This is a genomic window from Inquilinus limosus DSM 16000 (genome assembly GCF_000423185.1).
Taxonomy (GTDB): Bacteria; Pseudomonadota; Alphaproteobacteria; order DSM-16000; family Inquilinaceae; genus Inquilinus; species Inquilinus limosus.
This window is the reverse complement of the sequence record NZ_AUHM01000022.1, coordinates 46,659-73,284: the sequence shown is the minus strand read 5'-3', so window position 1 is coordinate 73,284 and position 26,626 is coordinate 46,659. Positions and strand designations below refer to the sequence as shown.

The 26,626-nt window shown below is 69.3% G+C and carries 24 protein-coding genes; 12 read left to right on the top strand and 12 right to left on the bottom strand.

All coding sequences use genetic code 11. From position 1 onward, the window contains the following. Window positions 1-137 precede the first annotated feature (137 nt). The 7 genes from G537_RS0119540 to G537_RS0119510 all read right to left on the bottom strand — a co-directional run bounded on the left by G537_RS0119540 (window position 138) and on the right by G537_RS0119510 (window position 8,689). Entirely contained in the window at window positions 138-1,028 is an 891-nt protein-coding gene (locus G537_RS0119540; RefSeq protein WP_026871561.1) for a 50S ribosomal protein L11 methyltransferase, read from the bottom strand. A 78-nt stretch (window positions 1,029-1,106) separates the two neighbouring features. Then, on the bottom strand, window positions 1,107-3,041 hold the full coding sequence (locus G537_RS0119535; RefSeq protein ID WP_026871560.1) for a S9 family peptidase: 1,935 nt from the start codon (window positions 3,039-3,041) through the stop codon (window positions 1,107-1,109). A gap of 10 nt (window positions 3,042-3,051) precedes the next feature. Continuing rightward, window positions 3,052-4,074 (bottom strand): ABC transporter ATP-binding protein, encoded by a 1,023-nt coding sequence (locus tag G537_RS38795; protein ID WP_155888676.1) that lies wholly within the window; start codon window positions 4,072-4,074, stop codon window positions 3,052-3,054. Further along, window positions 4,071-5,075 (bottom strand): ABC transporter ATP-binding protein, encoded by a 1,005-nt coding sequence (locus tag G537_RS38790; RefSeq protein WP_034852277.1) that lies wholly within the window; start codon window positions 5,073-5,075, stop codon window positions 4,071-4,073. Before G537_RS38790 ends, G537_RS38795 begins: the two co-directional genes overlap by 4 nt. Continuing rightward, window positions 5,065-5,958, bottom strand: coding sequence for an ABC transporter permease (locus G537_RS0119520; RefSeq protein ID WP_026871559.1), 894 nt, complete (start codon window positions 5,956-5,958; stop codon window positions 5,065-5,067). Before G537_RS0119520 ends, G537_RS38790 begins: the two co-directional genes overlap by 11 nt. Then, window positions 5,955-6,872: an ABC transporter permease gene (locus G537_RS0119515; RefSeq protein WP_026871558.1), complete on the bottom strand. Its 918-nt coding sequence runs from the start codon at window positions 6,870-6,872 to the stop codon at window positions 5,955-5,957. Before G537_RS0119515 ends, G537_RS0119520 begins: the two co-directional genes overlap by 4 nt. A 194-nt stretch (window positions 6,873-7,066) precedes the next feature. Further along, window positions 7,067-8,689 carry a peptide ABC transporter substrate-binding protein gene (locus G537_RS0119510; protein WP_051248658.1) on the bottom strand — a complete coding sequence of 541 codons (1,623 nt, stop codon included), beginning with the start codon at window positions 8,687-8,689 and terminating at the stop codon, window positions 7,067-7,069. A 317-nt stretch (window positions 8,690-9,006) separates the two neighbouring features. Between G537_RS0119510 and G537_RS0119505 the strand changes: the two genes are divergently transcribed. Then, window positions 9,007-10,095 (top strand): Gfo/Idh/MocA family protein, encoded by a 1,089-nt coding sequence (locus G537_RS0119505; protein ID WP_026871556.1) that lies wholly within the window; start codon window positions 9,007-9,009, stop codon window positions 10,093-10,095. 10 nt (window positions 10,096-10,105) lie between these two features. Beyond that, complete coding sequence (locus G537_RS0119500; protein WP_211230435.1) at window positions 10,106-10,693, top strand: gluconokinase; 588 nt, start codon at window positions 10,106-10,108, stop codon at window positions 10,691-10,693. A 120-nt stretch (window positions 10,694-10,813) separates the two neighbouring features. On the opposite strand, the gene G537_RS0119495 is transcribed toward G537_RS0119500, so the two are convergent. After that, entirely contained in the window at window positions 10,814-11,728 is a 915-nt protein-coding gene (locus G537_RS0119495; RefSeq protein ID WP_026871554.1) for a LysR family transcriptional regulator, read from the bottom strand. Between the two features lie 91 nt (window positions 11,729-11,819). Here G537_RS0119495 and G537_RS0119490 point away from each other — a divergent pair, with 91 nt between their 5' ends. The 9 genes from G537_RS0119490 to msrP all read left to right on the top strand — a co-directional run bounded on the left by G537_RS0119490 (window position 11,820) and on the right by msrP (window position 21,446). Further along, a complete protein-coding gene (locus tag G537_RS0119490) occupies window positions 11,820-12,830 on the top strand; it encodes a zinc-dependent alcohol dehydrogenase family protein (protein WP_026871553.1) in 1,011 nt (336 codons plus the stop codon). Window positions 12,831-12,942: 112 nt separating this feature from the next. Continuing rightward, window positions 12,943-13,830, top strand: a complete 888-nt coding sequence (locus G537_RS0119485) for a hypothetical protein (RefSeq protein WP_155888674.1) — start codon at window positions 12,943-12,945, stop codon at window positions 13,828-13,830. Window positions 13,831-13,933: 103 nt separating this feature from the next. After that, window positions 13,934-14,821, top strand: coding sequence for an N-acetylmuramic acid 6-phosphate etherase (locus G537_RS0119480; protein ID WP_026871551.1), 888 nt, complete (start codon window positions 13,934-13,936; stop codon window positions 14,819-14,821). Between the two features lie 71 nt (window positions 14,822-14,892). Next, window positions 14,893-16,158, top strand: coding sequence for an ABC transporter substrate-binding protein (locus G537_RS0119475; protein ID WP_026871550.1), 1,266 nt, complete (start codon window positions 14,893-14,895; stop codon window positions 16,156-16,158). Window positions 16,159-16,235: 77 nt separating this feature from the next. Next, a complete protein-coding gene (locus tag G537_RS0119470; RefSeq protein WP_081688917.1) occupies window positions 16,236-17,198 on the top strand; it encodes a carbohydrate ABC transporter permease in 963 nt (320 codons plus the stop codon). 3 nt (window positions 17,199-17,201) lie between these two features. Beyond that, window positions 17,202-18,041: a carbohydrate ABC transporter permease gene (locus tag G537_RS0119465; protein ID WP_026871548.1), complete on the top strand. Its 840-nt coding sequence runs from the start codon at window positions 17,202-17,204 to the stop codon at window positions 18,039-18,041. Window positions 18,042-18,153: 112 nt separating this feature from the next. Continuing rightward, entirely contained in the window at window positions 18,154-19,356 is a 1,203-nt protein-coding gene (locus G537_RS0119460; protein WP_026871547.1) for a pyridoxal phosphate-dependent aminotransferase, read from the top strand. Window positions 19,357-19,471: 115 nt separating this feature from the next. Further along, complete coding sequence (locus G537_RS0119455; RefSeq protein ID WP_026871546.1) at window positions 19,472-20,398, top strand: ketopantoate reductase family protein; 927 nt, start codon at window positions 19,472-19,474, stop codon at window positions 20,396-20,398. A gap of 76 nt (window positions 20,399-20,474) precedes the next feature. Next, a complete protein-coding gene (gene msrP / locus G537_RS0119450) occupies window positions 20,475-21,446 on the top strand; it encodes a protein-methionine-sulfoxide reductase catalytic subunit MsrP (protein ID WP_026871545.1) in 972 nt (323 codons plus the stop codon). Between the two features lie 463 nt (window positions 21,447-21,909). Here the strand turns inward: msrP and G537_RS0119445 are convergent, their stop codons facing one another. From G537_RS0119445 to G537_RS0119435, 3 genes are all read right to left on the bottom strand, one after another. Beyond that, window positions 21,910-22,800 (bottom strand): LysR family transcriptional regulator, encoded by an 891-nt coding sequence (locus G537_RS0119445; RefSeq protein WP_026871544.1) that lies wholly within the window; start codon window positions 22,798-22,800, stop codon window positions 21,910-21,912. A 237-nt stretch (window positions 22,801-23,037) separates the two neighbouring features. Continuing rightward, a complete protein-coding gene (gene trxB / locus G537_RS38785) occupies window positions 23,038-24,045 on the bottom strand; it encodes a thioredoxin-disulfide reductase (RefSeq protein WP_051248656.1) in 1,008 nt (335 codons plus the stop codon). A gap of 776 nt (window positions 24,046-24,821) precedes the next feature. Continuing rightward, entirely contained in the window at window positions 24,822-25,016 is a 195-nt protein-coding gene (locus tag G537_RS0119435; RefSeq protein ID WP_026871543.1) for a hypothetical protein, read from the bottom strand. A 180-nt stretch (window positions 25,017-25,196) separates the two neighbouring features. Here G537_RS0119435 and G537_RS0119430 point away from each other — a divergent pair, with 180 nt between their 5' ends. After that, a complete protein-coding gene (locus tag G537_RS0119430; protein ID WP_026871542.1) occupies window positions 25,197-25,544 on the top strand; it encodes a hypothetical protein in 348 nt (115 codons plus the stop codon). Between the two features lie 22 nt (window positions 25,545-25,566). Here the strand turns inward: G537_RS0119430 and G537_RS0119425 are convergent, their stop codons facing one another. Next, window positions 25,567-26,535, bottom strand: coding sequence for a mitochondrial fission ELM1 family protein (locus G537_RS0119425; RefSeq protein ID WP_026871541.1), 969 nt, complete (start codon window positions 26,533-26,535; stop codon window positions 25,567-25,569). Window positions 26,536-26,626: the final 91 nt, after the last annotated feature.

Below are 26,626 nucleotides of genomic sequence, written 5' to 3'. Positions count from 1 at the left end.
GGGTCAAGCCCGAGCATGACAGTGAGTGAAGTCGACAGTCCGGACCGGAGGCACCAGCCCAAGGTCAGCCTAGGCCGGCCGCGGGCCGGGATTTTGTCCAGGAGCGACGGCCGCTGCAGCGGGCGCGCTGTGCCGCCTCAGCCCAGGATCAGCGTCGGCCAGCCCCGGATCGGGATCTTGTCCGCCAGCGTCAGGCGCTGCAGCCGGTGCGCGGCCAGCACCTGGGGCGCCTGGCGGTCCAGCAGCCCGGCCAGAATCGCCACGCCGCCCGGCGCCAGGTGGCGGCGCAGATCGGCCGCCATGCTCATCAGCGGCCGGGCCAGGATGTTGGCGACGATCAGGTCGTAGGGGCCGTGTTCGGCCACCACCCGGCTGGCATAGCCGTTCGAGACCACGGCGGTGATCCGGTCCGACAGCTTGTTGATCCGGGCGTTGATCCGGGTGACGCGGATCGATTCCGGGTCGATGTCGGCGGCCAGAACCGGGGCGTGGAACAGCTGCGCGGCGGCGAAGGACAGGATGCCGGTGCCGCAGCCCATGTCGAGGATGCGGCGGAAGCGGCGGCGCCGCGACAGCCGGTCCAGCGCCCGCAGGCAGCCTTCGGTGGTCGGGTGCTCGCCGGAGCCGAAGGCGGTGGCGGCGTCGATGCAGAGCGGGATGGTGCCGGGTGGCGGCGCGTCCTCGATATGCGAGCCGTGGATGAAGAAGCGGCCGATGCGCAGCGGCGGAAAGGCCTGATAGGTCGCGGCCAGCCAGTCGGTCGGCGGGATCTTCTCCACCATCGGGGCGGGCAGGGGCGTGCCGATCATGGCCGAGACCAGCGCCAGCCTGGCGTTCAGCTGCGCCGTGTCCGGCGGGTTGCGGTCGATCCCCTCGATCAGCCAGTCGCCGCCCTCCTCGACCTCGAAGGCCGCCACCGAGGCGAACAGGTCGTCGAAGGCCGTCTGCACGGCATCGCCGATGGCGGGGCCGACGGTGACGGTGGTGCGCCAGGCGGGGGCGCCTTCGGAGGGGACGGTACGGCTCATTCGGGGTCCAGGCGGCAGGATCGGGTGCTGGGCCGCACAGTATCGGGCCGGCCGCCGGATTGCATCCGCGATGTCGCGCTATCCGGCAGGGCCGACGTCCGGATCGAGCGGGCAGAGCTCCTCCGCCGTAGCCGCGGAGGAGGCGGGCGTCTTCTGCGGCCCCACCGCGAAGGCCTCGGCGAAGAAGGCGATCAGCCGCTCGTACAGCACCCGGCAGTTCTCCGGCTTGACGATGCCGTGGCCCTCGTCCGGGAACAGCAGCGTCTCATAGGGCTTGCCCAGGGCATCCAGCGCCGCGCGCATGATCTCGACATGCTCCGGCGTCACATTCGGGTCGGTCAGGCCCTGGACGATCAAGAGGCGCCCCTCGATCCGGTCGACGAAATGGATCGGCGACCGCTCGCGGTACTTCTCCGGCAGCTCGTCTGGCGTGCCGCCCATCATCGCCTCGGAATAGGGGCGCAGGTCGGGCCGGGTGGTCCAGTAATCGGTGACCAGGTCGGTCATGCCGCAGATCGGCGCCGAGGCCACTATGACATCGCGCGGGAAACGGGTGATCGCCCACCAGGCGGAATAGCCGCCATAGGACAGGCCGGTGATGCCGACGCGGCCCGGCTGCGCCAGCCCGGCATTCATCAGCGCCAGGATGCCGGTGCGGATATCCTCCTGCTCGCGCCCGCCCCAGCCGTCCACCTTGATTGCCTCCTGATAGGCGAGACCAAGGCCCGTGCTGCCGCGGTAGTTCGGCTGTAGCACGTGGAAGCCGGCGCGGCACAGCGCCTGCGGGATGGGATCGAAGCGGCCGTCGTAATGCGCGGTCGGCCCGCCATGGACGTGGATCACGGCGCCGCGGGCCTCACCCTTCGCGCGGTAGAGCCAGCCCTGGACGCGCAGCCCGTCGACCGAATGCCACCAGAAGGGCTCGGCGGGGCTCAGATCCGCCGGGTCTGGCAGCGAACCTTCGGGCAGCGGCGACAGCTGGTGCGCGGTCAGCTGGTCCGGCGCCTCGGCCGCCAGGGTGACGATATCGGTCGGCGCCGTGGCCCGGCCGCGTTCCAGCACCCAGCGCCCGTCCGGCAGCGGCGCGATGGGGCGCAGGATGTCGCCGCCGCGGAACACCGGGGCATAGGCGCCGGTCGAGACCATCAGGAAGCCGGCTTCGTCCCGCGCGGCGCGGGATTCGATCACCACCAGCAGGTCCTGGCCGCCATCGGCCTGGCGCGGCCAGCGCACATGCTCGACCGGGATCGCCGGGTCGTCGATCAGCCAGCGCAGATCGTCGGTGGCCGGGTCGATCAGCCCCAGCCGCTTGTGCGTCGGCCCCTCGGCGACGAAGGCCACGCGAGACCCGTCCGGCGACCACACGCCCTCGGCCTTGGCCGGGCCGCCGGGGCTGTACAGCTCTCGGTCCGCGCCGGTCTCCAGGTCGTAGACCCACAGCGCCCGGCCGCTCGGGTGGTGGTCATTGCGCAGATACAGGATCCGGCGCCCGGTCGGATCCAGCTTCGGCATCAGCTTGCAGGACCGCCGCGGCGAGGCCAGGACGCGCTGCACGCTGGTGGCTATGTCGTGCTCGTAGAGATGCAGGATGTCGCCACCCAGCCCGGTGGCCGGGTCGCGGCTGGCGGCGTAGACCAGCCGCCGTCCGTCCGGATGCTGCTGGGCGGTGTAGACGTAGTAGCCCGGCCGGTCCGGCAGCAGTGTCTCCGCCGGCCGCGCGGGATCCAGCCAGACGCGCTGCAGCCCGACCTGCTCCTCGCCGTCGCGGCGGCGGGCGACGATCAGCGACAGGCTGTCCGGCGCCCAGGAGAAGCTCTTGCAATCCCAGCCGGAATGCGGTTCCAGCAGCAGGCGCGGCCGCGCATCGCCCGCGGTCGGGGCGACCCAGGGGCCGTTGCCCTCGGCCTTGCCGTTCCACAGCCAGGCCACCCAGCGACCGTCCGGCGACACGGCCGGGAACAGCAGCCGCGGCGCGGCAATCAGGCGGTCGAGGAAGCCGGGATCGATGCTCATGACGGAAATCTTACCCCAGCACCGCTTCGGTGTGACCCGCCGCCGGCGCATGGGCCAGCTCCTCGACCCGGTGGCAGGCGGCGCGGTGGCCGGGGCCGAAGTCGCGCAGCACCGGCACGGCGCGGGCGCACAGCTCGGCCGCGTGCGGGCAGCGGGTGCGGAAGGCGCAGCCGGAGGGCGGGTCGATCGGCGACGGCGTGTCGCCCTGCAGCACCACTCGCCGGCGCTGCCGCGCCCGCACCGGGTCCGGCACCGGCACGGCCGAGAGCAAGGCCTGGGCATAGGGATGCAGCGGCCGGGCGAAGAAGGCGTCGCGGCCGGCGATCTCGGCCTCCCGGCCCAGATACAGCACCATCACCCGGTCGCTGATGTGCCGCACCACGCTCATGTTGTGCGAGATGAAGATCAGCGCCATGCCCATCTCCTGCCGCAGCCGCATCAGCAGGTTGACGATCTGCGCCTGGATCGAGACGTCCAGCGCCGAGACCGGCTCGTCGCAGACGATCAGCTTCGGTCGCAGGATGATGGCGCGGGCGATGCCGATGCGCTGGCACTGCCCGCCGGAGAATTCGTGCGGATAGCGGTGGGCCAGGGCAGGGGACAGCCCGACCTGGCGCATCGCCTCGTTCACCCGGGCCGCGACCTCGGCCCGCTTCAGCTCGGGGTGGAAGGTGCGCAGCGGCCGGCCGATGATCTGGGCCACCGTCATGCGCGGGTCCAGCGAGGCCAGCGGGTCCTGGAAGATGATCTGCATGTCCCGCCGGCGCGGCCGCAGCGCGTCCTCGGGCAGGCCGGTCACGTCGGCGCCGTTCCAGGCGATGGTGCCGCCGCTGGCCGGGATCAGCCGCAGCACGGCCCGGCCCAGGGTGGACTTGCCGCAGCCGGATTCGCCGACCACCGCCAGCACCTCGCCGGGGGCGAGGTCGAAGGACACGTCGTCCACCGCCTTCACCACCAGGGGCGGCCCGCCCAGCAGCCCGGCCGAGAGGGGGAAATGGATCTTCAGGTTGCGGACCGACAGCACCGGGGTCACGGCACCAGCTCCGGCACGGCGGCGGGCTGCGGCAATGGCCGATGGCAGGCGACGACGCGGCCGGCTTGGTCCCGGGCCGGCAGCAGCGGCGGCATCTGGGCGGTGCAGGCCTCGACCCGGCGGTCGCAGCGCGGCGCGAACGGGCAGCCCGGCAGGTCGCCGGCCGCGGCGCGCGGCTGGCCCGGGATCACCCGCAGCTCGCCCTCCGTGCCCTCCAGATCCGGCGTCGAATCCAAGAGGCCGCGGGTGTAGGGGTGGGCCGGGTCGGCGAACAGGGGCTCGACCGGCGCCGCCTCCATCACCTTGCCGCCATACAGCACCAGCACCCGGTCGCACATCTCGGCGACGACGCCGAGGTCGTGGGTCACCAGGATCACCGCCGTCCCCAGCTCGCGCACCAGGTCGCGCAGCAGGTCCAGCACCTGGGCCTGGACGGTGACGTCCAGCGCCGTGGTCGGCTCGTCGGCCAGCAGGATGCGCGGGTTGCACAACAGAGCCATGGCGATCATGACGCGCTGGCGCATGCCGCCCGACAGCTGGTGCGGATACTGCCGCATCCGGCGCTCCGCATCGGGGATCTTCACCCGGTCCAGCATCCGCGCCGCCTTGTCCCAGGCCTCCTGCTTCCGCATTCCCTGGTGGCGGATCAGCACCTCGGTCAGCTGCGCCCCGACCCGGTGATAGGGGTTCAGCGAGGTCATCGGGTCCTGGAAGATCATGGTCATGGCCGACCCGCGCAGCCGGTCCAGCCCGCGCCGGTCCAGCGCCAGCAGGTCCTGCCCCTCGAAGCGGATCCGGCCGGTGGCCGTGCCGTTGCCGGCCAGAAGGCCCATGATCGACAGCAGGATCTGGCTCTTGCCCGATCCGCTCTCGCCGACGATGCCCAGCACCTCGCCGCGGCGGACGGTGAAGTCGACCCCGGCCACGGCGACGGTGTCGCCCCTGCGCATCCGGAAGCGGATCGCCAGATCCTCGACCGACAGCAGGGGATCAGCGCTCATTGGGGTCGAAGGCATCGCGCAGCCCGTCGGCGACGAAGTTCATGCAGAACAGGGTCAGGGCCAGGGCGGCGCCCGGCAGGATCAGCATATGCGGGTCGGTCTCGATCTTGGCCTGGCCCTCGCTGATCAGCACGCCCCAGCTGGTCTCCGGCGCCTGCACGCCGAGGCCGAGGAAGCTGAGCAGGGATTCGCTCAGGATCACGTCCGGAATCAGCAGGCTGGAATAGACGATCACCACGCCGACGCAGTTCGGCATGATGTGCTTCAGCACGATCTGCCGCCGGGTCATGCCGCCGGCCCGCGCCGCCTCGATGAACTCGCGGTTGCGCAGCGCGATCGCCTGGGCGCGGACGATGCGCGACGGCGTCAGCCACAGCGACAGCACCACGGCGATGATCACGGCGGTGCTGCCGCGGCCCAGCGCCATGCTGATCAGGATGACCTGGAAGATGTAGGGGATGCCGTACAGCACGTCGACGATGCGCATCATCACCTGGTCCACCGCCCCGCCCAGGAAGCCCGCGACAGACCCCCAGGTGACGCCGATGGCGACCGCGATCAGCGTCGCCACCAGGCCGATGATCAGCGACACCTGGCCGCCGGCCATGATCCGCAGCAAGAGGTCGCGGCCGAGGTCGTCGGTGCCGAAGGGATGCGCCGAAAGCAGGTCCATCGGCGCGTTCATCGCCTCGAAATTGGCGTCGTCCGGTTCGTAGCCGTACAGCAGCGGCCCGCCGAAGCAGACGATTACGATCAGGACCAGCATGACCAGGCTGGCGACCGCGGTCCGGTTGGCGCGGAAGCGGCGCAGCGCCTCGCGCAGCGGGCTGACGCCCTCGGCGCCGTCCTCCGGCACGGCGAGATCGGCGGCGGCGTCGGTCATGTCCGCGACCTCGGGTCCAGCAGCATCTGCGCCACGTCGGTCGCCATGTTGAACAGGATGATGCAGCTGCCGTAGACCAGGGTGACCCCCATCACCATGGTGTAGTCGCGGCTGATCGCGCTCTCGACGAAGTAGCGGCCGATGCCCGGCACGGCGAAGATGGTCTCGATCACCATCGACCCGGTGATCAGCCCGGCGGTAGCGGGGCCGAGATAGGCGACCACCGGGATCATGGCGCCGCGGATGGCGTGGTGGGTCAGGACGCGCCATTCGCCGACGCCCTTGGCCCGGGCGGTGCGGATGTAGTTGCTGCGCAGCGTCTCGATCATCGCGCCGCGGGTCAGCCGGGCGACATAGGCGATGTTCGGCAGCGCCATGGCCACCACCGGCAGCACCATCGACCGCCAGCCATTGTCCCAGCCGGCCACCGGCACCAGGCTCAGCATCAGGGCGAAGACGATCTGCAGGATCGGCGCCATCACGAAGGTCGGCACCACGATGCCGCCCATGGCCACGGCGCTGACCAGGTTGTCCAGGATGCCGTTGCGCCGCAGCGCCGCGACCACGCCCAGGGTGACGCCGGCGACGGCGTAGAGCAGCGTGGCCCACAGCCCGATCTGCAGCGAGATCGGCAGGCCGTGGCCGATCAGCTGTGCCACTGTGTATTCGCGGTAGTACATCGACTGGCCGAAATCGAGCCGCACGACATCGCCCAGGAAGCGCAGATACTGCTGCCACAGCGGCTCGTTCAGGTGGAACTGCGCCTCCATCCGGGCGATCAGGGCCGGCGGCAGCTTCTTGTCGTCGTCGAAGGGACCGCCCGGCGCGAAGCGGATGACGAAGAAGGTGATCGTCGCCAGCGCGAACAGCGTCGGCACGCTGCCCAGTATGCGGCGGAGGACGGACAAGACCATCGGCCCTGGTGGCTCCCTGTCTCTGCTCCGGTGGAGGGAACCCCCTCCCCCTAGCTCCCTCCCGCGAGGGGAGGGGGACTCGAAACGATTGCGATCTCTTCCGGGTCAACGATTCCAGCCGAACCATTCACGTCCCCCCTCCCCCTGCGGGAGGGGGCAGGGGGAGGGGGGTGTCGATCGAAGGACTCCGACGCCTATTTCTCGATGCTCAGATACTTCGACATCGGATGGCCGATCGGGTTGGCGCCCCAGCCCTTGACATAGGTCTGGACCAGCAGGTTGTCGCTCGACACCGTGATCGGGATGAACACGTACTGGTCCAGCATGCGCTGCTCGGCTTTGCCCAGGATCTCGTAGAACTTGGCCTTGTCCGCCGCGTTGGCGTTGGCCTCGTCCATCAGCTTCTCGTACTCGTCGTCCTTCCAGTGGTAGCTGGGCGTGCCGGTGTAGCGCAGCGCGTCCAGCCAGGTCTTGGCCTGCGGATAGTCGCCGCCATAGCTGTCCATGCAGACCTGCCAGGTGCCGGTGTGCAGCTTTTCCAGCCAGGTCTTCACCTCGGTCAGGTCCAGCTTGGTGCGGACGCCGAGATTCTGCTTCCACATCGCGACGATGCCCTCGACCCGCCGCTTGCTGGCGGCGCTGGACGGGCCGATGATCTCCAGCTGCAGCGGCTTGTCCGGGCCGTAGCCAGCCTCGGCCAGCAGCTTCTTGGCCTCGGCCAGGCGCTCCTCCTTGCTCAGCCCCGCCTCTTGCACCTTGCCGGGCTTGTAGCTGGGGTCCTGGTTGATCGAGAAGGTGTACATCGGCACGTTGCCGGCCTTCTCGATCTTCTCCTGCAGGAAGTCGCGGTCGATGGCGTAGGCCAGCGCCTTGCGCACGCGGATGTCGGACAGCGGGCCGGCATCGGGCTGGAAGCTGAGATACTTCATGCCCAGCGTCGGGTTCTGGCGCAGCTCCTGCGGCCGCTCGGCCTTCAGCTTCTCCAGCTGCTCGACCGGCACCGTCATGGTCGAGTCCAGCTCGCCCGCCAGATAGCGCTTCAGCTCGGTCGAGGCGTCCTCGGTGACGTGGTAGACGACCGTGTCGATCTTGACGTTGGCCGCGTCCCAGTAATGCGGGTTCTTGACCAGCACCACCTTCGACTGCGGCACGTATTCCTTCAGCATATAGGCGCCGTTGCCGACGAACAGTTCCGGCCGGGTGTAGTCCAGCTTGTTGCCGGCGGCCTTCAGGCTCGGCTCGTGCACCGGCGCCGTGGTGTGGAAGTCGAGGATGTAGGGCGCGTCCGGCATCGGGTAGTCGAGCGTCAGCACGACGGTGCGGTCGTCCGGCGCCGCGGCGCCCAGCTGGCTCGCATCCTTCAGCTTGCCCTCGTTGAACGCCTTGCCGTTCTTGATCGGCAGAACCTGGGTCAGATAGTAGGCGTGGTTCGAGGCCATCTCCGGGTCCAGCGCGCGGACGATGCCGCGCACGAAATCGGCCGCCGCCATCGGGTCGCCGTTCGACCATTTCAGCCCGGGCCGCAGATGGAAGGTCCAGGTCAGGCCGTCGGCGCTGGTCTCCCATTTCTCCGCCGCGCCCGGTTGCGGGTTGCCCTGCGGGTCCAGGACCAGCAGCGCCTCGAACAGGTCGGCGACGATGTAGTTCTCGCGCGCGCCGGTGTTCAGCTGCGGGTCCAGCGTCGACGGCGCGCTGCCGAAGCCGCGGTTCAGCACCGTCTCCGCCGCCGCCGGGCCGGTCAATCCGGACACCGCTACGGCGGACACCGCCAGGCCCAAGGCCAGGGCGGCCATAGCCGATTTGTTCAGAAAGCTCATGCGATCCCCCAGATCCGTGATCCCCCTCCGCCGAGGCGGCGCGACGGTCCCGGTCCGGCCGGGCCGATCCTTGTGTGCCTTCCTGCCCCAAGCGTCCTGCGGGAACGTTCCGCCCCGCCGCCGGCGATTTGGGCAGGCGGCCGTCGCCCCTGACAAGTCACGAAAGCGACGGAGGCCTGAACTTCAGGTTATCGGGCCGGGCACATCGGGCCTGGGACCGACCGGCGCTGTCCGCTAGGGTTCCGGCGAGCGATTCTCCGGGAGGCTGGAATGAAGACCCGGGCAGCAATGCCGTTTGGCGACCATGGAGGCCTGTCATGACCGGTCCGGTGCGCGTCCTCGTCGTCGGCGTCGGCCATATGGGCCTGTCGCACGCCCTGGCCTATCACAAGCTGGACGGGTTTCAGATCGTCGGCCTCGTCGCCCGCTCCATCGCCCGGGCCGACCTGCCGGCCGAGCTGACGGATTATCCGCGCTTCGCCGATTACGAGCAGGCCCTGGCCGAGACCCGGCCGGACGCCGTCTCGATCAACACCTGGTCCGACACCCATGCCGACTTCGCGCTGAAGGCGATGGATGCCGGCGCCCATGTGTTCATGGAGAAGCCGATCGCGACCACGGTCGAGGATGCCGAGCGCGTGGTCGCCCGGGCGAAGGAGACCGGGCGCAAGCTGGTGGTCGGCTACATCCTGCGCGTCCACCCCTCCTGGATGAGGTTCATCGAGGTGGCGAAGACGCTGGGCAAGCCGCTGGTGATGCGGATGAACCTGAACCAGCAGAGCTCCGGCCCCTCCTGGACCTGGCACAAGAACCTGCTGCAGTCGCTGTCGCCGGTGGTCGATTGCGGCGTCCACTATGTCGACGTGATGTGCCAGATGACCGGCGCCAAGCCGGTGCGGGTGCACGGCATCGGCGCCCGGCTGTCGGACGAGGTCGCGATCCACAATTACGGCCATCTGCACGTCGTCTTCGACGACGGCTCGGTCGGCTGGTACGAGGCCGGCTGGGGCCCGATGATGAGCGAGGTGGCCTATTTCGTGAAGGACGTGGTCGGGCCGAAGGGCTGCGTCTCGATCGTGGTGCCGCAGGACGGGCAGGGCGAGGCGCGGACCGATGCGATCTCCGATTCCGCCGACATCGACCGGCACACCAAGACCAACGCGCTGAAGCTGCATTCCGCCGCGATCGACGCGGACAACCATTTCGTCGAGAAGGACCGCTGGATCACCATGGCGGACGAGCCCGGCCACCAGGAGTTGTGCGACCGCGAGCAGGAGTTCTTCCTGCGCGCGATCCGCGAGGATCTGGACCTCACCGATTCCATGCAGGCGGCGATCGACAGCCTGCGCATCGTGCTGGCGGCGGATGAGAGCTTCCGCACCGGCGAGGTTGTGAAGCTCAGCTGAGGACATGCTTATGGCGGCCGCGGATCACGGCGCGACCCAACCTTCCGACTCCGGCCGCGGCGGCCCGCCCGGCGTGATCATCGTCATGGGCGTCTCGGGCTCGGGCAAGACCACGATCGGCAAGCAGCTGGCCCGCCGCATGGGCGGCGTCTTCGCCGATGCCGACAGCTTCCACCCGCCGGCCAATATCGAGAAGATGAAGGCCGGCCACCCGCTGACCGACGAGGACCGCTGGCCCTGGCTCGACGCCATGGCGGCGCAGATCGGGCGGTGGCTGGCGGACGGTCAGCCGGCGGTGCTGGCCTGCTCGGCCCTCAAGCGGGTGTATCGCGACCAGCTGGTCGCCGGCCGGCCCGGCGTCGCCTTCCTCTATCTCTCGGGATCGGAGGCGGTGATCGCCGCGCGCTTGGCCAACCGCAAGGGCCATTTCATGCCGCCCTCGCTGCTGCGCAGCCAGTTCGAGACGCTGGAGCCGCCGGGCGACGGCGAACGGGTGGTGACGGTCGACATCCGCCACGCGCCGCGCCGCATCGTCGACATCGCCGCCCGCCGCTTCGGGCTGCCGGCGCAGCCTGCCCGAGTGACCGACGGGGCGTGACCTCTCCCGCTTCGTAACTCTTTATTGTCATTGCGAGCGCAGCGAAGCAATCCAGGGGCCCCACGCACCGGCCCCTGGATTGCTTCGTCGGCTTCGCCTCCTCGCAATGATGGTGAGGGGCTATCCCGTGGCCAGGGAAACCACTGCCGGCGCCAGCCTTTGCCGCAGCGCGTCCTCGAGATGGTCGACCGCGCGGTCCAGCCGGCCGAGATGCGGCGCCCGCACCACGCTGATCGCGAAGTCGAAGCGGAAGCCGGGCAGGTCGATGCGGCGCAGCTCGTCGCGTGCAGTGAACGGGGCGCAGCGCCGCGCCGGCAGCACGCCGAGTCCGAAGCCGGAGCGGATCAGCGATTGCTGGATCGCCAGGTCGTGCACCTCGGCCGAGACCTTGAGCGTCAGCCCTTCCCGCGCGAACAGCGCTTCCAGCGCCGGCCGCACGTCGCAGGATTCGCGCGGACTGACCACCCAGTCGCAGGCGGCGAGGTCGGCCAGCGACGGCCGGCGCGGCAGGGCCAGGCTGCGGGCACCGACCACCACCAGCTTCTCCTGCCCCACCACCCGGCCGGGATAGGGGGCCGAGCTCTCCTGCAGCAGCACCACCGCGGCATCCAGCCGGCCGCGGTCCAGGTCCTGCAGCAGCGTCGTCGCCAAGCCGCCGGTCAGGCGCAGCGACAGGCGCGGCCAGCGCTGCCGCAGGTCGCGCATCAGCGCCGCGAAATCGGTCTCGGCGAAGGCGTGCAGCACGCCGATGCCCAGCCGCAGCGGCCCTTCCGGCTCGGCATCCCCGCCGGTGCCGGCCTTGAGGTCCTCCACCGCCGCCAGGATGGCGCGGCAGCGGTCGAGCGCGGCGAGGCCGGCCGGGGTCAGGCGCGGCGGCTTCACCCGGCGGTCCAGCAGGGCGGCGCCGAGATGCTGCTCCAGCCGCTGGATCTGCCGGGTCACCGCCGGCTGGGTCAGCGGCAGCCGCTCCGCCACCCGCTGGATCGAGCCGGTCTCGGCCAGCAGCACGAAGGCGCGCATCTCGTCCAACATCATGCCGGTCCGTCATGAAGTTTCTGAAAACAATGAATTTGAAGATTAGCGGAGGCTGGGCGATCTCTCCAGCGCAACATCCTGGAGCGAAGCGATGAAGGCGTTCGTGATCGAAGAGGGGTCGGGTCTCGACCGGCTGCGGCCGGCGGAGCGGCCGGTGCCGGAGCCGCGGCGGGGCGAGGTGCTGCTGCGGATGCGCGCGGCCTCGCTGAACTACCGCGACCTGGAGATCGTGCGCGGCAATTATCACGCCGGCTTCGAGCTGCCGATGGTGCCGCTGTCCGACGGGGTCGGCGAGGTGGCGGCGGTGGGTGAGGGCGTCACCCGCGTCAAGGTCGGCGACCGGGTGGCCACGACCTTCTGGCAGGGCTGGATCGCCGGCGATTTCGAGGAGATCGAGCGGGCGGTGCCGCTGGGCGGGCCCGGCCCCGGCGTGCTGGCGGAGTACGTCCGGCTCGACGCCGAAGGCGTGGTCCCGGTGCCGGAGCACCTGACCGACGAGGAGGCGGCGACGCTGCCCTGCGCCGCGCTGACCGCCTGGACCTCTCTCGTGACCGAAGGCGGGCTGAAGCCCGGCGACACCGTGCTGGTCCAGGGCACCGGCGGGGTCTCGATCTTCGCCCTGCAATTCGCCCTGGCCGCCGGCGCCCGGGTGATCGTCACCTCCTCCAGCGACGAGAAGCTGGAGCGGGCGCGGGCGCTCGGCGCCTTCGGCACGGTCAACTACCGGACGACCCCGGGCTGGGACGAGGCCGTGCGCGACCTGACCGGCGGGCGCGGCGTCGACCATGTCATCGAGGTCGGCGGTCCCGAGACCTTCGCCCGCTCGCTGGCCGCCATCCGCACCGGAGGCCAGATCAACGTGATCGGCTATCTCGGCGGCAAATCGGCCGAGATCAACCCGGTGCAGATCCTGTTCCGCCGCGCCCGCATCCGCGGCATCCCGGTCGGTTCGCGCGAGAGCTTCGAGGCGATGAACCGCGCCATCGCCGCCACCGGGCTGCGGCCGGTGATCGACCGCAGCTTCCCCTGGACCGAGGCGCGCGAGGCCCTGCGACATCTCGAATCGGGGCGGCATTTCGGCAAGGTCGTGCTGGGCTTCTGAGGCACCGGCCGCAGCCAGGCGGAAATTGTCACAATTCAAGGGGTTGGCAGCAGCGGCCGGAAGGCTAGTCTTGGGGGAACCACCACCATTCCCCAGGAGAGCCAGCCCGCCGATGCCGCGGCCCTGCCAGCCCCTTTTTTTGCGTGCCGCCGTGGCCGCCGCGCTGATCCCGGCGGCTGCGCCCGCGGCCCGTGCCTGGCCGGATCCCGGCCCGGCCGGGGAGGCGTCGCAGGTCCAGGGATTCATTCCCGACACCGGCATCATCTTCGACATCCCTGCCGACCCCCAGCTCGGGCCGGCCTGGCGCTGGGACGGGCCGGACACGGCGCCGCGCGCCCCGATGGGGCTCAGTGCCTATGCGGCGCCCGACCAGGACCATTCCGTGGTCACCGGCCAGCGCGACCCGACCGGCGCCGGATCGGTCGGGGCGGCGCTGCAGGCCCAGTCGTCCGGCTTCATCGCCAAGACCGGCGTCACCTTCGACATCCCGGCCGATCCCTATCCCGGCTTCGCCCAGCGCTGGAACCGGCTGGAGATGGCGCGGCGCTCGGCGTCCGGCAAGGCGGAGGCCAGCGTCGGCCTGACCCAGTTGCCCTGGTTCGTGCCGTTCTTCAGCTCGGCCCGGATCGAGGCCAGCTTCGACCCGCAGGCCGGCGAGGGCACCGGGCAGGTGGCGGCGGTGCTCTCCAGCTCCTGGTCACTGGTCGGGCTGACGGCGTCGTCCGAGAACCGCTATGTCGTGAGCCAGGGCGGCCTGCTCGGCCCCGAGGCGCCGGTGACGAGCTGGGAGATCGACCGCACCACCCGGGTGGAGCTGCCCTGGCACACGACCGCGCTGCTGCTCGGCAGCCAGTACACCAGCACCGAGCGGCACCTGACCGGCAGCGTCGGCGCCGAGCAGACTGTGTTCGGCCCGTTGAAGGTCAGCGCCTCGCTGGTCGATCTCGGCACCGATCAGCCGGGCGCCAAGTTCACCGCCGGGATCTCCTTCAACTGGTAAGTGCGACGTCGCCCGGGTCGGGCGCATCCACGACGATCTTGCGCTGCGCCGGCAAAGCTGAGAGAGTGGTCTAGACCACTCACGCAACCAGCGACCGCGCCGCATGGGAACCGAGACCGCATCACGCCGCTTCAGGGGCATCGACACCTGGGAGGATGCGGAGATCCTCGACGCGCTGCTGGAATCCCAGCTCGCCGCCGTTGCCTCGGTGCGCCCGGCCCTGCCGGCGCTGGCCGCCGCCGCCGCCGATGCGGCGCCCCGGCTGCGCCGCGGCGGCCGGCTGGTCTATGCCGGCGCCGGCACCTCCGGCCGGGTCGCGGCGCAGGACGGGTCGGAGCTGTTCCCGACCTTCGGCCACCCGCAGGACCGGCTGGCCTATCTGATCGCCGGCGGCGCCACGGCGCTGAGCCGGCCGGTGGAGAACGCCGAGGACGATGCCGAGGCCGGCCGGTCCGAGGCCGCGGCGCTCGGCCTCGGGCCCGACGACGTGGTGATCGGCGTCGCCGCCAGCGGCGGCACCCCCTACACCCGCGCCGTGCTGCAGGAGGCCTCCCGCGCCGGCGCCCTGACCATCGCCATCGCCTCCAACCCCGGCGCGCCGCTCTTCGGCGACGCCGCCCATGCCGTGCTGCTGGCGACGGGGGAGGAGCCGATCGCCGGCTCCACCCGGCTCAAGGCCGGCACGGCGCAGAAGGTGGCGCTGAACCTGTTCTCGACCCTGGTGATGACCCGGCTCGGCCATGTCTATGACGGGCTGATGGTCGACATGCAGCCGACCAACGCCAAGCTGAACGACCGCTCGGTGCGCATGCTGCGCGCCATCGTCCCGGTCGACGAAGCGGCGGCCCGGGCGGCGCTGCAGGCGGCGGGCCAGAACGTCAAGCTGGCGGCCCTGGTGGCGCTCGGCGACACTGCCGAGGACGGGCGCCGCCGCCTGGACGCCGCAGACGGCGACCTGCGCCGCGCCCTGGCGGCCAAGCAGCGATCCTAGCGAGACAGCGGGCGGCGGGAGGCCGCCGTCCGTGAACACGGCGAAACGCCGAACAGAGGAGGCCATTGCACATGTCCCATTCGTTCCTGCGCGGCGCGTTCCTGGCCGGTGCGGCGCTCGTCGCCCTGGCCGGCCAGGCGGCCGCGGCCGACGTCACCCTGACGATCGAGAGCTGGCGCAACGACGACCTGAAGGTCTGGCAGGACACCATCATCCCGGCCTTCGAGAAGAGCCATCCGGGGATCAAGGTGGTGTTCGCGCCGTCGACCCCGACCGAGTACAACGCCGCCCTGAACGCGAAGCTCGAAGGCGGCACCGCGGGCGACCTGATCTCCTGCCGGCCCTTCGACGCCTCGCTGGCGCTGTTCCAGAAGGGCTACCTGACCCCGGTCACCGATCTGAAGGGCATGGACAGCTTCTCCGAAGTGGCCAAGAGCGCCTGGATCACCGATGACGGCAAGACGCTGTTCTGCGTGCCGATGGCCTCGGTGATCCACGGCTTCCTCTACAACAAGGACCTCTTCGACGCCGAGGGGCTGACCCCGCCGAAGACCGAGGCCGAGTTCTTCGCCCTGCTCGACAAGATCAAGGCCAAGGGCGAGGTCGCGCCGCTCGATATCGGCACCAAGGACCAGTGGGAGGCCGCGACCATGGGCTTCCAGAACATCGGTCCGAACCTGTGGAAGGGCGAGGAGGGGCGCAAGGCGCTGATCGCCGGGACGCAGAAGTTCACCGATAAGCCCTATGTCGAGGCCTTCGAGGAGTTGGCGAAGTGGAAGCCCTACCTGCCCGAGGGCTATGAGGCGCAGGCCTATCCGGACAGCCAGAACCTGTTCACCCTCGGCCGCGCCGCGATCTACCCGGCCGGGTCCTGGGACATCGCGGTGTTCAACCAGCAGGCCGATTTCAAGATGGGCGCCTTCCCGCCGCCCGTCGAGAAGGCCGGCGACAAGTGCTACATCAGCGACCACACCGACATCGCCCTCGGCATGAACGCCAAGACCAAGAATCCGGAGGCCGCCAAGGCCTTCCTGGAATGGCTGGCGACGCCGGAATTCGCGGACATCTACTCGAACGCGCTGCCGGGCTTCTATTCGCTGTCGAACCACCCGGTCACGATCAAGGACCCGGTGGCGGCGGAGTTCGCGTCCTGGCGCAAGACCTGCGAGTCGACCATCCGCAACTCCTACCAGATCCTGTCGCGCGGCACGCCGAACCTGGAGAACGAGCTGTGGAACGTCTCCGCCCAGGTGCTGAACGGCACCATGACGGCGCAGCAGGCGGCGGAGAGCATCCAGAAGGGGCTCGACTCCTGGTACAAGCCGGCCGCCAAGTGATCTGACCCCGGCGCAGGGCGCGCGGGCCGGCTGTCCCGGACCGCGCGCCCCCGTGCCCGTATTGATAGGCTGTTCCCATGGCCAGCACCCAAGCCGTCGCCATCCCCCGCTCGCAGATCGCGGGCCGCCGGGGCCGCTTCCCCTGGCACGTCGTCGTCTTCCTGGCGCCGGCGACGCTGATCTACACCGTGTTCATGATCTACCCGCTGCTCGACAGCCTGCGGCTCAGCCTGTTCACGCGGGACGAGGCGGGGGCGGAGCATTTCGCCGGGCTGGCCAATTACGCGGCGCTGTTCTTCGACCCGCAATGGGCCGACCGGTTCTGGAACGCGCTGGGCAACAACGTGCTGTTCTTCGCCGTGCACATGCTGGTGCAGAACCCGATCGCGATCGGCCTGGCGGCGCTGCTGTCGCTGCCCAATCTGCGCTTCACCAACACCTACCGCACCCTGATGTTCACCCCGACGCTGCTGTCGGTGGTGATCATCGGCTTCATCTGGAAGCTGATCCTGTCGCCGACCTGGGGCGTCGCCAAGTCGATGCTGTCCTCGGTCGGCCTCGGCTCGCTCTTCGCGCCCTGGCTGGGGCAGGAGGGCTCGGCGCTGGTCGCCCTGTCGCTGGTCTCGGTCTGGCAGTGGGTCGGCATGCCGCTGCTGCTGACCTATGCCGCTCTTCTGAACATCCCGGAAAGCCTGACCGAGGCGGCGCGGGTCGACGGCGCCGGGCAGATGACGATCTTCTGGCGGATCAAGCTGCCGCTGATCTGGCCGACCATCGGCATGGTCTCGATCCTGACCTTCGTCGGCAACTTCAACGCCTTCGACCTGATCTATGTGACCCAGGGGGCGCTGGCCGGGCCGAACTTCGCGACCGACATCCTCGGCACCTTCTTCTACCGCACCTTCTTCGGTTTCCAGCTGCAGCTGGGCGACCCGACCATGGGCGCCGCGGTGGCGACGGTGATGTTCCTGATCATCCTGACCGGCGTGATGATCTACTTCTACCTGGTGCAGCGCCGGCTGCAGCGCTACGAGCTCTGACCCATGGCCAACCGTCGCTCCTCCGTCTCGACCGCGGCTGTCCACGCGATCCTGCTGGCCTACACCGCGATCGCGCTGTTCCCGATCGTCCTGGTGCTGTTCAACGCCTTCAAGTCGCGCAAGGCGATCTTCAGCCAGCCGCTGGCGCCGCCGCTGTCGGACACCTTCAGCCTGATCGGCTTCGACACGGTGCTGACCCGCTCGGACTTCGGTCTCTATTTCGGCAACAGCCTCACGGTGACGCTGGCGACCCTGTTCCTGGTCGTGTTCCTCGGCGCCATGGCCGCCTGGGCGCTGTCGGAATACAGCTTCAAGGGCAACGCCGTGCTGGCGCTGTACCTCGCCGTCGGCATCATGATCCCGATCCGGCTCGGCACCGTCTCGATCCTGCGCCTCGTCGTGTCGCTCGACCTGATCAACACGCTGGCGGCGCTGATCCTGGTCTACACCGCGATGGGGCTGCCGCTGTCGATCTTCATATTGTCGGAGTTCATGCGCCAGATCCCGAAGGAGCTGAAGGATTCCGCGCGCTGCGACGGGGTCGGCGAATACCGCATCTTCTTCCGCATCATTCTGCCGCTGGTGCGGCCGGCGCTGGCCACGGTGGCGGTCTTCACCATGGTGCCGATCTGGAACGATCTGTGGTTCCCGCTGATTCTGGCGCCGGGCGACAGCACCCGCACCATCACCCTCGGCGTGCAGCAATTCGTCGGCCAGTACGTGACCGACTGGAACGCGGTGCTGGCCTCGCTGACGCTGGCCATCATCCCGGTCCTCGTGCTCTACGCCTTCTTCTCCCGCCAGCTCATCGCCGGCCTGACCCAGGGCGCGGTGAAGGGGTAGCATCCGCGCCCGGCGCGGGCGCGGTGCCGAATTTTCGCAGAGCTCTCGGCTTGTCGGCGGGCGGCGGGCGGGTCTACCGTCCCCCGCTTCCAACTTTCCGGGATCCGGACTCATGGCCTTCCTCGCCGCCTCGCTCGCCCGCGTCAAGCCGTCCCCGACCATCGCCGTCACCACCAAGGCGGCCGAGCTGAAGGCCGCCGGCCGCGACGTCATCGGCCTCGGCGCCGGCGAGCCGGATTTCGACACGCCGGACAACATCAAGCAGGCGGCGATCGCCGCGATCCAGGCCGGCAAGACCAAATACACCGCGGTCGACGGCACGCCGGAGCTGAAGAAGGCCATCGCCGCCAAGTTCCTGCGCGAGAACGGCCTCAAATACGAGCCGAACCAGGTCACCGTCGGCACCGGCGGCAAGCAGGTGCTGTACAACGCGCTGCTGGCCACGCTGGACCCGGGCGACGAGGTGATCATCCCCGCCCCCTACTGGGTCAGCTACCCCGACATGGTGCTGCTGTGCGGCGGCACGCCGGTGCCGGTGATCTGCCCGGCGGAGCAGGGCTTCAAGCTGCAGCCGGCCGCTCTCGAGGCCGCGATCACGCCGAAGACCAAGTGGCTGATCCTGAACTCGCCCTCGAACCCGACCGGCGCCGCCTACAGCTTCGCCGAGATGAAGGCGCTGACCGACGTGCTGCTGCGCCACCCGCAGGTGCATGTCCTGACTGACGACATGTACGAGCACCTGGTCTATGACGGCTTCCAGTTCGTCACCCCGGCCCAGGTCGAGCCGAAGCTGTACGACCGCACCCTGACGCTGAACGGCGTGTCCAAGGCCTATTGCATGACCGGCTGGCGCATCGGCTACGCCGCCGGCCGGCCGGACCTGATCAAGGCCATCGCCAAGGTGCAGAGCCAGTCGACCTCCAATCCCTCCTCGATCAGCCAGGCGGCCGCGGTGGAGGCGCTGAACGGCCCGCAGGACTTCATCCCGCGGCACAACGAGGTGTTCAAGCAGCGCCGCGACCTGATCGTGTCGATGCTGAACCAGTCGGCCGGCCTGTCCTGCCACCGGCCGGAAGGCGCCTTCTACGTCTTCCCGTCCTGCGCCGGCACCATCGGCAAGAAGACCCCGGACGGCAAGGTGATCGAGACCGACGAGGACTTCGTCACCTATTTGCTGGAATCCGAGGGCGTGGCGGTGGTGCAGGGCTCGGCCTTCGGCCTGGCGCCGTTCTTCCGCATCTCCTACGCCACCGCGACCGAGGCGCTGCAGGAGGCCGGCATCCGCATCCAGCGCGCCTGCGCCGCGTTGCGGTAGCTGATCCGGGGTGCTTGCGTAGGTTGGGTTCGCGGGAGCGGACCCAACATCTTTCCGATTGTGGGTTGTTGGGTTCGCCGTCGGCGAACCCAACCTGCGGGAGGAGGGCAGACCCATGCGCATTGCGATCATCGGGGCGGGCGGCGTCGGCGCCGTGTTCGGGGCGGCGCTGCAGCAGGCCGGGGCCGAGGTCGCCTTTCTCGCCCGCGGCGCGAATCTCCAGGCGCTGCAGGAGCAGGGCCTGACCATCCGGGACGAGACCGGCGCCGTGCTGTTCGCCGGGCCCGTCACCGCCACGGACGACCCGGCCGCGATCGGCCCGGTCGGCCTCGTCATCCTCACGGTCAAGCTGTGGGACCTCGCCACGGCCGCGGCGGCGGCCCGGCCGCTGATCGGGCCCGGCACGCTGCTGCTGCCGCTGCAGAACGGCGTCGAGGCGGCGGACATCGTCGCCACCGCGCTGCCCGGGCCGGAGGTGCTGGGCGGCGTGGCCCATGTCTCGGCGCGGATCGAGTCGCCGGGTGTGATCCGCCAGACCGGCGCGCTGCGGCGGCTGACCTTCGGCCGGCGCGACGGCTCCATGAGCGATGCGGTCCGGGCGCTGGACCGGCTGTGCCGCGCCGCCGGGATCGAGGGCGGCGCCAGCGACCGGATCGAGGTCGCGCTGTGGGAGAAGTTCGCCTTCCTCGCCGCCTTCGCCGGGGTCGGGGCCGCGGCGCGCCAGCCCGTCGGCGTCATCCGCTCGGTGCGGGAGACCCGGGCCGTCCTGGTCGCTGCGATCGCGGAGATCGAAGCGGTGGGGCGGGCCCGCGGGGTCGGCCTGCCCGCCGATTTCGCCGCCCGCATCCTGGCGGCGCTGGACGAGCGGCCGCCGATGATCCGGACCTCGATGCAGCAGGACCTCGAGGCCGGCGGGCGGCTGGAGCTGCCCTGGCTGTCCGGCGCGGTGGTGCGGCTCGGCGCCGCAGCCGGCGTCCCGACCCCGACGCATGCGGCGCTGCTGGGCGTGCTGGCGCCCTATGTCGGGGGCGGCCCGCGGTAACGTCGGACGGTCCTGCCGCGAACTACAGGGGAGACCGCTTCGCGGTCGGATGGTTCGGGTCAAGGGAGACAGGCCGATGCTGATCAAGCGCAACCCGGGATGGCGCATCCCCGAAAGCCGGGCGACGCCGGAGGCGGTGTATCTCGACCGGCGGCGCCTGCTGCAGGCGATGGGCTTCGGCGCCGGCCTGCTGGCCACCGCCGGCGCGGCGCTCAGCCTCCGCCCGGCCCGGGCGGCCGATCCGGACCCGACCGCCGACCTCTACCCGGCCAGGCGCAACGGGCGCTACACGCTGGACCGGCCGCTGACGCCCGAGCAGGACGTCACCACCTACAACAACTTCTACGAATACGGCTCCGACAAGGACATCTGGGAGGCGGCGCAGGAGCTGAAGATCCGCCCCTGGACCGTGAAGTTCGAGGGCATGGTCGAAGAGGAGCGGGAGGTCGACATCGACACCCTGATCCGCGCCATGCCGCTGGAGGAGCGTCTGTACCGCCACCGCTGTGTCGAGGCCTGGTCGATGGCGGTGCCCTGGACCGGCTTCCCGCTGAAGGCGCTGGTCGACTACGCCCGGCCGCTGTCCTCGGCGAAATATGTACGCATGCAAACATTCCAGGACGACGAGGCGCCGGGCTTCAGCCAGATCTTCTACCCCTGGCCCTATGTCGAGGGCCTGACCATGGCCGAGGCGACGAACGAGCTGGCCTTCATGGTCACCGGCCTCTACGGCAAGCCGGTGCCGCGCCAGAACGGCGCTCCGCTGCGGCTGGTGACGCCGTGGAAATACGGCTTCAAGTCGATCAAGAGCATCGTCCGCATCGGCTTCACCGACGAGCGGCCGGTCAGCTTCTGGGAGCAGCTGCAGAGCAGCGAGTACGGCTTCTGGGCCAATGTGAACCCGCAGGTGCCGCATCCGCGCTGGAGCCAGGCGATGGAGCGGGTGCTGGGCACCGGCGAGCGGGTGCCGACCCAGCTGTTCAACGGCTACGGCGAATATGTCGCCGACCTCTACAAAGGGCTGGAGAACGAGCGCCTGTACGCCTGACCGGCAACGGGACCGAGCGGGAGGGGGGGCGGCACCCCCCCTCATCCTCCCGCGTCCTGCCCGTTCCCGCGGCAGCGGCAGGGTCCGGTCCGTCCGGGCCCGGAATCTGCACAAAAAAAGGGCCGGAAACGCGTTCCGGCCCGAGTCAAACAGGGAGGCTTCACGTCTGGGAGACGCAAGGAGCCGGCAGTGCCGGACCCTTGTTCTGCTGCGCTGCAGCACGAACGCTCTTAAGATAGGCAATCTCTGAGCGATTGGTAACCAGTTTCTACCATTGCTTTTATGCGCGCATTGCATAGCTCGCTCCGCGCCATGCAACCCCTAGGAAATCCGCCACTTTTCCAGGTGCTTTTGCACAGATTTCGGACATTTGCCGTCTTTTTCCCACATCCCGCCCTGGAAAAGCGCGCATCATGCCCTATGCGGGAGGCGTGGGCCGCCCGACTCCGCCCTGCGGCAGGCGTCAGAACTTGCTTTCGGCCACCTTGCGAACGAGGAAGTCGCGGAATACCGCGATGCGCTTGGAGTGGCGCAGCTCCTCGGCATAGACGAAATAGGCCTCGGTGGTCGGGCCGGTGACCTCGGGCAGCACCCGCACCACGTTCAGGGTCGGATCGACCATGAAGTCGGGCAGGGCGGCGAGGCCGAGGCCGCTGCGCACGGCGCGGTAGATCGCGTACTGGTTGTTGACCCTGAGCGCGATCTTGCGGCCGCCCGGCGGCGGGCTGCCGACATGGGCCAGCCAGTTGATGTCGGCGATCGGCCCGCGCGCATCCTCGCCATAGATGATGATCGAGTGCTTGTTCAGGTCGTCCAGCGTCTGCGGGATGCCGTTGCGCTTGAGGTAGTCGACCGATCCGAAGATGTGGATCTTCACCGTCATCAGGTGGCGCTGGATCAGGTCCGGCTGCCGCGGCGGCGTCATGCGGATGGCGACATCGGCCTCGCGCATGCCGAGGTCCAGCTCCTCGTCGTCGATCAGGACCGTCAGGTCGATCTCGGGGTAGGCGGTCAGGAACTCGCGCACCCGCGGCGTCAGCCAGGTCGAGCCGAAGGCGACGGTGGTGGTGATCTTCAGCGGGCCGCGGGCGTGGTCCTTGCTCTCGCTCAGCTGCGCCTCGGTCATCGACAGCTTGGCGAAGACCTCGCGCGCGGTGCGGAACAGCAGCTCGCCCTGCTCGGTCAGGATCAGGCCGCGGGCATGGCGGTGGAACAGCGGAACCTTGAGGCTCTCCTCAAGAGCGCTGATCTGACGGCTGACCGCCGACTGGCTGAGGTTCAGCTTCTCGCCCGCATGGGTAAAGCTGCCCGCGTCAGCGACGGCGTGGAAAACGCGCAGCTTGTCCCAGTCCATCTCCGGCACCCGTTCGTTTCTTGCGCGGGCGACTAGGGCGGGGTGGTCGATATACCAGCGCTCGGCGTCGCGCCTGCGAATCACACTATATACACTATGACGGCCACCCCCGACGGAACGCAAGCAAAGCTTGGGCCGGGCGGGAACAATTGTTGCCGCCCGACTCGAAAGGGGGGATGGCACCCCCTTCGTCATCGCCCTTACGAATCGAGGCGGGCCGGGAGGCCGGCAGCAGGCTCAGCCCGCGGCGGCGGCCACCGGGCGGGCGTCGCGGTCGGCGATCCGGGCCAGATGTCCGGTGCCGGCATGCTCGGACAGGAAGCGCTCGGCCTCCAGCGCCGCCATGCAGCCCATGCCGGCGGCGGTCACCGCCTGGCGGTAGACCCGGTCCTTGACGTCGCCGGCGGCGAAGACGCCGGGCACGTCGGTCGCGGTCGAATCGGGCGCGGTCAGGATGTAGCCGTCGGCGTCCATGCGGACATGGCCCTTGAACACCGCGGTCGCCGGGTCGTGGCCGATGGCGACGAAGACGCCGTCGACCGGCAGCAGGGTCTCGGCCCCGGTGCGGGTGTCGCGCAGCCTGACGCCGGTCACGGCTTCCGGTATGCCGCCGCCGACGATCTCCTCGACCACATGATTCCACACCACCTCGATCTTGGGATGGGCGAACAGCCGGTCCTGCAGCACGCGCTCAGCGCGCAGCTGGTCGCGGCGGTGCACCAGCGTCACCTTGGTGGCGTGGTTGGTCAGGTACAGCGCCTCCTCGACCGCGGAGTTGCCGCCGCCGATCACCGCCACCTCCCTGCCGCGGAAGAAGAAGCCGTCGCAGGTGGCGCAGGCGGAGACGCCGCGGCCCTGGAACGCCTGCTCGCTGGGCAGGCCCAGCCAGCGCGCCTGGGCGCCGGTGGCGATGATCACCGAATCGGCCTCGTAGACCGTGCCGGAATCGGCGGTGCAGACGAAGGGCCGGCGCGAGAAGTCGACCTTCGTGATCAGGTCGAACTCCATCCGCGCGCCGCAGTGCCGGGCCTGGGCCTCCATCTGCTCCATCAGCCAGGGGCCCTGGATCACGTCGGCGAAGCCGGGATAGTTCTCGACATCGGTGGTGATGGTCAGCTGCCCGCCGGGCTGCAGCCCCTGCACCAGGATTGGCTCCAGATTGGCGCGCGCCGCGTAGATCGCGGCGGTGTAGCCGGCCGGGCCGGAACCGATGATCAGGACCTTGGTGCGATGGGTGGCCGGCATGGGGCGACAATCCGCTGCGGGGAAGTGTCACCGATAGATAGCCACCGCCACCCGGGGTGGCAAGGTAGGCGCGGACCGGCGGCCGACGACGGGTCGCCGGTCATAGCCCGGCCCATGGACTTCTCAAGTCTCAACGGGCGTTCGCAGCTTCTCTACCATCGAATGATCGTCATTATGCGATTGTCTGCCGATCTTCCGTACGGATTTTCTGCTGTGCACTGGAGGCCGGCAAATTGCGGCGGGCGTGGAGCTGGCGCCACCTGAATCAGGGAAATGCGATAGCTCGGGTTCACATTGATTCCATCAATGGCATCGCCGAGGCGATTGGCCACTCTTCCTACCCGTCCCAGAAATCGTGCTGCCGGGCCTATGCCAGGAATAGTCCCAGACAGTGGGAATACCGCGACTCTGATCTCAAACGCTCCCTCAGTCCTGCCGTCTTGAGAGCCTCCTGCAACAATGCTGACCTGCGTCGGGGATTGGCCTCCCCCGGCTATTTGCCACTCCCGAACCGTTGCTCTTTGCGCTGCGTCATAGTACTCGATCGCGACTAAAATTGGTGCTGTGTAATTTGCAAAACCCATCAATCCTTGTATCTGGAGCACATAAGTATTCGGGGTGCGGGTGGTATAATACCCGAATGTGGCATAGTGATAGTGCCCACGAACTCTCGGGATTCTATTTCCGAATGCGCCAAATGAAGCTACGGCGAGCGACTCATGCGGCGCCGGCTTTGGTCCAAGGTTCGGTTGAACCACCACAGTTTCCATGATGGGCTACTCTCCTATCCATTTCGACAGGATGGCCAACCATTCGCTGCCGTATAGGGCGATCAGAATGGTCAGCCCGGCGATAAGGATGGCCACGGCAATCAGGCGACCGAACACGTTGGGAAAAGCCCTACGCACTAAATCTGCAACGCGATAGACGAGCCATTCGAGCGGGTCGCTGTGATCAGGAATTTTCCTCATCCGCGACCTCGCTGAGTTCGCCCGACGTGATACCCTGTCGTCAGTTAAGGCATTGATCCGGCTTGGTCAATGAAGCGCAGAATGAACTTTTGGTGCAGAACACTCGCCGTTCTTATGGCGACGCTGGCGACCCTAGGTCCGCTCACGACCGCGGGCGGTGGGCCACTCATACCCGATGCCATGGCGCAGGCTCAGGCCGGGCTCGGCGGGGATGTGCTTCGGTTCGTCCCATCCGATATCGCCGATGTCCAGGTCAATCACGGCTTGCCGAGGCCGTCGGTCCGGGTGTCCCTGACCGAGGCAGCCGCGGGGCGGCTGTTCGAGTTCACGTCGGAGCATCTGGATCGGGACGTCGAGATCCGAGTCGGCGAGCAGATCGTGTCGCCGTCGGTGCGAATTCTGATGCCCCTCGCCGGCGGTCGCCTGAATCTCGCGCCGGCCGCGGCCGGCGCGTCTTCGGATCTGAACGCCATCGCAGCGAAGATCCGGGCCGGGACAGCTGTCGAGTTCAGGCTCCTGAAGCCCTAGGGTCCGCTGCTTCGGCGTCGCCTCAGCCGGGCCGGAACAGCGCCCGCACCCGTTCGGCCGCCTGCGCGGTGTCGTCGAGCGGCGTGTAGTCCCATTGCTCCAGCCGGCCGGCGAAGGGGCGGGTGACGCCCGCGGCCGCCAGCGCCTCGTGGAAACGGCGGTGCTTCGGCGCCAGCTCGGCCCACTGCACGACATGCACCGGCTTGCCGGTGGTCGCCGCCTCCGAGGTCATGTTGATGCTGTCATTGGTGACGATCACCGCGTCGGCCAGGGCCAGGAAGCCGAAGTAGGGGTTGGGCGGACGGCCGTCCCAGATCCAGGCGGGCAGCCCCTCCAGCGCCCGGCGCAGCGCCGCGGCCTCGCCCTCCGGCGTGCGCCGGCTGGTGGTGACCATCAGCCCGACCCCGCTGCGGGCCAGGTCGGCGAGCTGCCCGGCGAGTCGGGCCACGGCGCCCGCCGGCACCGCGACCGACTTGCTGCTGCCGCCGATCAGCACCGCGGCGCGTGGTCGCGGCAGCCCGCCCAGCACCGGCTCCCACTCCGCCGCGGCCGCGGCGAGGCGGGCCGGGGTGACGAGGTTGAGCGCGCCGCTGGTGGCGAAGACGTTGGGTGCTTTCAGTCCGTCGTGGCGGGGCGTCACGATCAGATCGAAACGCCGCGGGTTGACGCCGGGACGAAATATTTGCACAAGGCGCGTCCGATGACCGCTGGCCCGTTTCACGGCGAGGGCGGGATACACGCTCTGCCGGCCGGCTGCGATCAGCAGGTCGGGCCAGGGCGGCCCGTTCAGGCCGAAGCCGGCGGCGGGCCGAACGGGATCGAGAAGCCGATGCCAGCCATGGCGAGTGCCGAGTCGGACCACCTCCGGGACGATGCCGAGCGCTTCCGCCAGACCCAGGCACTGGTTCTCGTTCGCCGGGCGGCCATCCGACACCACCCACACCCGCAGGGAGCCGATGTCGCCTGTCCCCGCGCGCGGCGTCGCGCTCATGCTGCCAAACCCTCCCCGCGAAACAGGATTGCGCTTGCGCCCGGCGAAAGTCCGGCAATATCCTTGCGCGTAATCACGGAAGCCCTTTCAT

Excerpts from the sequence above, each read along its gene's own strand:
- G537_RS0119540 (WP_026871561.1), bottom strand. The coding sequence starts at position 1,028 with ATGAGCCGTACCGTCCCCTCCGAAGGCGCCCCCGCCTGGCGCACCACC.
- G537_RS0119535 (WP_026871560.1), bottom strand. The coding sequence starts at position 3,041 with ATGAGCATCGATCCCGGCTTCCTCGACCGCCTGATTGCCGCGCCGCGG.
- G537_RS38790 (WP_034852277.1), bottom strand. The coding sequence starts at position 5,075 with ATGAGCGCTGATCCCCTGCTGTCGGTCGAGGATCTGGCGATCCGCTTC.
- G537_RS0119520 (WP_026871559.1), bottom strand. The coding sequence starts at position 5,958 with ATGACCGACGCCGCCGCCGATCTCGCCGTGCCGGAGGACGGCGCCGAG.
- G537_RS0119515 (WP_026871558.1), bottom strand. The coding sequence starts at position 6,872 with ATGGTCTTGTCCGTCCTCCGCCGCATACTGGGCAGCGTGCCGACGCTG.
- G537_RS0119510 (WP_051248658.1), bottom strand. The coding sequence starts at position 8,689 with ATGAGCTTTCTGAACAAATCGGCTATGGCCGCCCTGGCCTTGGGCCTG.
- G537_RS0119505 (WP_026871556.1), top strand. The coding sequence starts at position 9,007 with ATGACCGGTCCGGTGCGCGTCCTCGTCGTCGGCGTCGGCCATATGGGC.
- G537_RS0119500 (WP_211230435.1), top strand. The coding sequence starts at position 10,106 with ATGGCGGCCGCGGATCACGGCGCGACCCAACCTTCCGACTCCGGCCGC.
- G537_RS0119495 (WP_026871554.1), bottom strand. The coding sequence starts at position 11,728 with ATGATGTTGGACGAGATGCGCGCCTTCGTGCTGCTGGCCGAGACCGGC.
- G537_RS0119490 (WP_026871553.1), top strand. The coding sequence starts at position 11,820 with ATGAAGGCGTTCGTGATCGAAGAGGGGTCGGGTCTCGACCGGCTGCGG.
- G537_RS0119485 (WP_155888674.1), top strand. The coding sequence starts at position 12,943 with ATGCCGCGGCCCTGCCAGCCCCTTTTTTTGCGTGCCGCCGTGGCCGCC.
- G537_RS0119480 (WP_026871551.1), top strand. The coding sequence starts at position 13,934 with ATGGGAACCGAGACCGCATCACGCCGCTTCAGGGGCATCGACACCTGG.
- G537_RS0119475 (WP_026871550.1), top strand. The coding sequence starts at position 14,893 with ATGTCCCATTCGTTCCTGCGCGGCGCGTTCCTGGCCGGTGCGGCGCTC.
- G537_RS0119470 (WP_081688917.1), top strand. The coding sequence starts at position 16,236 with ATGGCCAGCACCCAAGCCGTCGCCATCCCCCGCTCGCAGATCGCGGGC.
- G537_RS0119465 (WP_026871548.1), top strand. The coding sequence starts at position 17,202 with ATGGCCAACCGTCGCTCCTCCGTCTCGACCGCGGCTGTCCACGCGATC.
- G537_RS0119460 (WP_026871547.1), top strand. The coding sequence starts at position 18,154 with ATGGCCTTCCTCGCCGCCTCGCTCGCCCGCGTCAAGCCGTCCCCGACC.
- G537_RS0119455 (WP_026871546.1), top strand. The coding sequence starts at position 19,472 with ATGCGCATTGCGATCATCGGGGCGGGCGGCGTCGGCGCCGTGTTCGGG.
- msrP (WP_026871545.1), top strand. The coding sequence starts at position 20,475 with ATGCTGATCAAGCGCAACCCGGGATGGCGCATCCCCGAAAGCCGGGCG.
- G537_RS0119445 (WP_026871544.1), bottom strand. The coding sequence starts at position 22,800 with ATGGACTGGGACAAGCTGCGCGTTTTCCACGCCGTCGCTGACGCGGGC.
- trxB (WP_051248656.1), bottom strand. The coding sequence starts at position 24,045 with ATGCCGGCCACCCATCGCACCAAGGTCCTGATCATCGGTTCCGGCCCG.
- G537_RS0119435 (WP_026871543.1), bottom strand. The coding sequence starts at position 25,016 with ATGAGGAAAATTCCTGATCACAGCGACCCGCTCGAATGGCTCGTCTAT.
- G537_RS0119430 (WP_026871542.1), top strand. The coding sequence starts at position 25,197 with ATGGCGCAGGCTCAGGCCGGGCTCGGCGGGGATGTGCTTCGGTTCGTC.
- G537_RS0119425 (WP_026871541.1), bottom strand. The coding sequence starts at position 26,535 with ATGAGCGCGACGCCGCGCGCGGGGACAGGCGACATCGGCTCCCTGCGG.